Raw genomic sequence first — 911 nt, forward strand, 5'->3', positions numbered from 1 at the left:
TGGCGATTACGCCACTCACGCAGAGCGCTATCACAGCGTGGAACATAAACCGGCTCGCTGCCAAAATGTTTTTCTATTATCCTGGCCGTTTCCTTGCCGACCAGCTCAATGAGCAACTCACCACGCCGGTTACCCTTTTTGCGGATAGATTTCCCGACCTTATAAGTGATACCGCCGATGCTGCTGATCAGCACTTCGGTTTTGGCGTAGCCAATCAGTGAGATCAGCTCAATTACCACCTCCGGTAACAGCGATTCAACCTGGCTTAAATCGGGCTTAATCTCACTGTACTTCATGATTTCCCCCTGTTTTTGCGGCGCTTGGCGTCGATGATCAGCGCTTTCATCACCGATGACAGCTGCTCAACGGTCAACCACTCCAGCACATGCTGTTGGAACATGTGGGCGGCTAATCCCTCGGCGTAGTTCCATGGCCGCTTAGCCTCGGCCAGCAGCGCTTCAATCTTGGCCAGGATGGCTTCTTTTGAGCGCGCTACTTTCGGCCTGCGGCCATGCTTGGCGGATTTTCGCGGGAACCCTTGCTGATGCATGTATTCGCGAACCCGCTGCAGCTCCTCCAGGGAACACTGACGGCTGGACGTTTTACCGCCGGTGAGGTTGGCCAGCACCTGGCGATAAGTCTCATCATCCAGACGCAAATACGCCTGGCCGGCTTTGATGGCCCCTATCAGGCCCTTTGCATTCGGTGTCATACCAGGCTCCCGTAAACTTTGGGGTGATCGACAGTGGCCCACGCGATTTCGCGCTCTTCGTAAACCTCATACGCGCCGCCGTCCCATTGAACGCCATAACGAAACCGCTCATCGGGCATGGCGAATACATTCACCACCACGCCTAATCCTGGCTGGGATGGCGATTTGACGATGCTACCGTTGGGGTATTTCATGGTTA

Annotated in this window: 2 protein-coding genes and 1 pseudogene; all 3 read right to left on the minus strand. The window is 54.9% G+C overall.

Annotation, left to right across the window (positions count from 1 at the left end; translation table 11 throughout):
• Nucleotides 1–296: pseudogene (locus NWP14_RS27760) on the minus strand (hypothetical protein); the annotation flags it as partial.
• The gene (locus NWP14_RS27765) at nucleotides 293–712 is read right to left on the minus strand and encodes a gp16 family protein (RefSeq protein WP_375216317.1); all 420 of its coding nucleotides are present in this window, start codon (nucleotides 710–712) and stop codon (nucleotides 293–295) included. The pseudogene NWP14_RS27760 and the gene NWP14_RS27765, both read right to left, overlap by 4 nt.
• Nucleotides 709–911 (minus strand): hypothetical protein (locus NWP14_RS27770; RefSeq protein WP_375216318.1); only part of this gene is annotated, 203 nt, incomplete at its 5' end. The genes NWP14_RS27765 and NWP14_RS27770, both read right to left, overlap by 4 nt.

This window comes from Klebsiella sp. C349492, from assembly GCF_042055345.1.
GTDB classification, from domain to species: Bacteria; Pseudomonadota; Gammaproteobacteria; order Enterobacterales; family Enterobacteriaceae; genus Klebsiella; species Klebsiella scottii.

What these genes read in the sequence shown, in the direction of transcription:
- NWP14_RS27765 (WP_375216317.1), bottom strand. Translation starts at nt 712, where the DNA reads ATGACACCGAATGCAAAGGGCCTGATAGGGGCCATCAAAGCCGGCCAG.